At 53.7% G+C, this 2,884-nt stretch carries 2 protein-coding genes; both read left to right on the top strand.

Annotated features, from left to right (window positions below; translation table 11 throughout):
* Positions 1-1,345, top strand: a 1,345-nt coding sequence (locus tag KDK14_RS01320; RefSeq protein ID WP_257263212.1) for a tetratricopeptide repeat protein, incomplete at its 5' end; no start/stop codon positions are given.
* Positions 1,339-2,884, top strand: a 1,546-nt coding sequence (locus tag KDK14_RS01325; RefSeq protein ID WP_257263213.1) for a BatD family protein, incomplete at its 3' end; no start/stop codon positions are given. The genes KDK14_RS01320 and KDK14_RS01325, both read left to right, overlap by 7 nt.

Raw genomic sequence — 2,884 nt, forward strand, 5'->3', positions numbered from 1 at the left:
GGCCAAACAGCTGCTGAACCAGGGTAGCAGTGAGTCCGGCGACATTTTACTGGTTACCGGCTCCATGACCGAAGCGCAGGCGGAGCAGATTTCCCGCCTGTTGCAAGACAGCGGTATCCGTTTATCCATTCTTGGTATCGGCACCAAACAGGGAGCACCAATTCCGTTGCCTGATGGCGGTTATCTGAAGAATCAACAGGGAGCCATTGTCGTACCTCAGCTTGATCAGTCCCGCCTGCAATCACTGGCTCGGGCCAATGGCGGTAGCTACCAGACCATGACCGTTGCGGATACAGACCTGCAAACCCTCTTGCCAACAGACAACATAAATCAACTATTCAGCGGACAAACATCAACTGATCGTGAGTTTGATCAGTTGTATGACGCCGGTTACTGGCTGGTATGGTTGCTATTACCCGCTGCCCTGCTGGGCTTTCGCCGTGGATGGATAGTACTGATTATGATCTCCCTGTTGCCGGTCGATGCCATGGCGTTGAGCTGGAATGACCTGTGGCAGACCCGGGACCAGCAGGGTCAGAAGGCACTACAGGAGGGTAATCCGGATCTGGCAGCAAGCCTGTTTAATGATCCGGCGTGGAAAGCCGAAGCCTTGTTCCGGAATCAGCAGTTTGATGAGTCTGCATCAACCCTGAGTTCTCCTGATAATCAGACTAATGAACCAATATCCGAGTTCAACCGGGGCAATGCACTGGCCAGGGCAGGCAAACTTCAGGAGGCCATTGATGCTTATGATCAGGCATTATCGCACCAGCCGGATATGGAAGACGCCAGATTCAATCGTCATCTGGTTGAACAGTTATTACAGCAGCAGTCAAACCAGCCTCAGCAAAATCAGGGAAACAACGGAGAACAAAATAGCCACCAGCAAGATAGTGGCCAGGGAAAAGATAACCAGCAATCCGCAAACAACAGGGATGAAGCTGCTTCAGAAAATGACCCGACAGATGCAAACACCAGGGCACAGGAATCTTCATCACAACAGCGCTCGCACAACAACTCATCAGTTGATCAGAACCAGCCGCAAGATCAACAGGCCCAATCCGGGCAGACTGAAGAAAAGCCCGGCCAGGCGCAACAATCCGCGCAAAAAAATACTGCCAATGATAAAGCTTCGGAAACACCCGCCAGCGCCATGCCTGCCAGCGCCATGCCTGCCAGCGCCATGAATGAAGGCGTGGAACAGCCACTCTCTCCCGAACAGCAGGCGATTGAAAGCTGGTTGAGAACCATTCCGGATGACCCGGGTGGTTTATTACGCAGAAAGTTTCTGTATCAGCAACGCGCTGCGCAACAGCCAAACAGAACGGAGGAGGCATCATGGTAAACCGAAAGTCATTTCCTTTGATGTTGACCGCATTGATCACTCTTTCGATTACCATGATGGCCAATGCCGTATTTACCGCCAGTGTTAACAAAACTTCACTGGCCAGCCATGAAACCCTGGAACTCACCCTGCGTACAGAAGAGAGTTCCAGTGATGCTCCGGACCTGGCCCCCCTGGAGTGGAGCTTTGACATACTGGGCACCCGACAGCAGAGCCAGACCAGTATCATTAATGGCAAAAGGACGTTTACCCGCGACTGGGTGGTGACCCTGGCCCCCAGGCAACAGGGAATACTGGTGATACCCCCGATCACACTGGGAGGCTGGCAATCCGAACCGGTGACTATCACCGTCAGCGATAACAGACCCGAAGACCCAACCGGTGATACCGGCCCAATCCTGATGAACGCCGAGGTCAGCAGTGACAGTGTTTATGTCCAGCAGGAGCTGATACTCACCGTCAACATTCTGTTCAGTGTCCAGCTGTATGACGATAACCGACTCAGTGCCCTGGATATCAGCGATGCGCTGATTCAACAGCTGGGGGAAACCCGTAAACTGGATACCATTATTGGGGGTATTCGCTACCGGGGATTTGAGTTGAAGTACTCTATTCACCCACAGTCTGTGGGCACCATGACGATACCGTCACTGACGTTTACTGGTGTCGCAGCCGAACCCCGGGACCCATTTGGCAGTTTCTTTTCCAGTGGTGGCAAACCCGTAGTGGCCCGCTCCCCGGAAATTACCATTGAGGTAAAGCCAAGACCTGAAATCTACCCGCCCGGTGACACCTGGTTACCCGCCAGAAAGGTAACGATTCAGGAGCAGTGGAGCCAGTCACTGGACAGTTTAACGGTAGGTGATGCCATTACCCGCACCATTACCGTCGATGCCGACGGTCTCAGTGCGGCACAACTCCCACCGATTCTGATGGCTCAGCCGAAGGGAGTGAACAGCTACCCGGATAAATCCGGTAGCGCAGACCGCGAGACAGCCAATGGCGTGCAAGGGCAGCGCACGGATTCCATAGCCATGATTCCGACACGCCCCGGAAAAATCACCCTGCCGGCCATTGAATACACCTGGTTTGATACCGCAAGTGGCGAGATCAAAACCTCCAGACTGCCCGCAACAGAGATTGATGTCGCAGCCGATCCGAATGCTAACGCCTTGACAGTGCCCCCCCCGACCACATTACCGGCAGACCAGCCTGCTGAATGTCCGCAAAGCGATACAATACCGTTGAAGCCTGCCAGCCTGTGGCAGACATCTGTCTTATGGCAGTGGTTAACCGCTGTGTTTGCCCTGTTGTGGCTGGCGACCCTGGGGCTCTGGCGGTTCCGGGCCCGTGCCAGTCAACCCATCAGTAACACGGATAGCGGGAAACAATCCTCTGAAGCTGAAGCTTTCGGCCAGCTGGAAGCAGCCTGCCGACACAACGATATTCGCTTGACGCTGAACGAATTGAAAAACTGGTGTCGTATATATCTCAATAACCATCCTGCCAGCCCTCTCAACCGTAATAATGAGAACCTGA

Origin of the sequence: Endozoicomonas sp. ONNA2, from assembly GCF_024606365.1 — a bacterium.
GTDB lineage: Bacteria > Pseudomonadota > Gammaproteobacteria > Pseudomonadales > Endozoicomonadaceae > Endozoicomonas.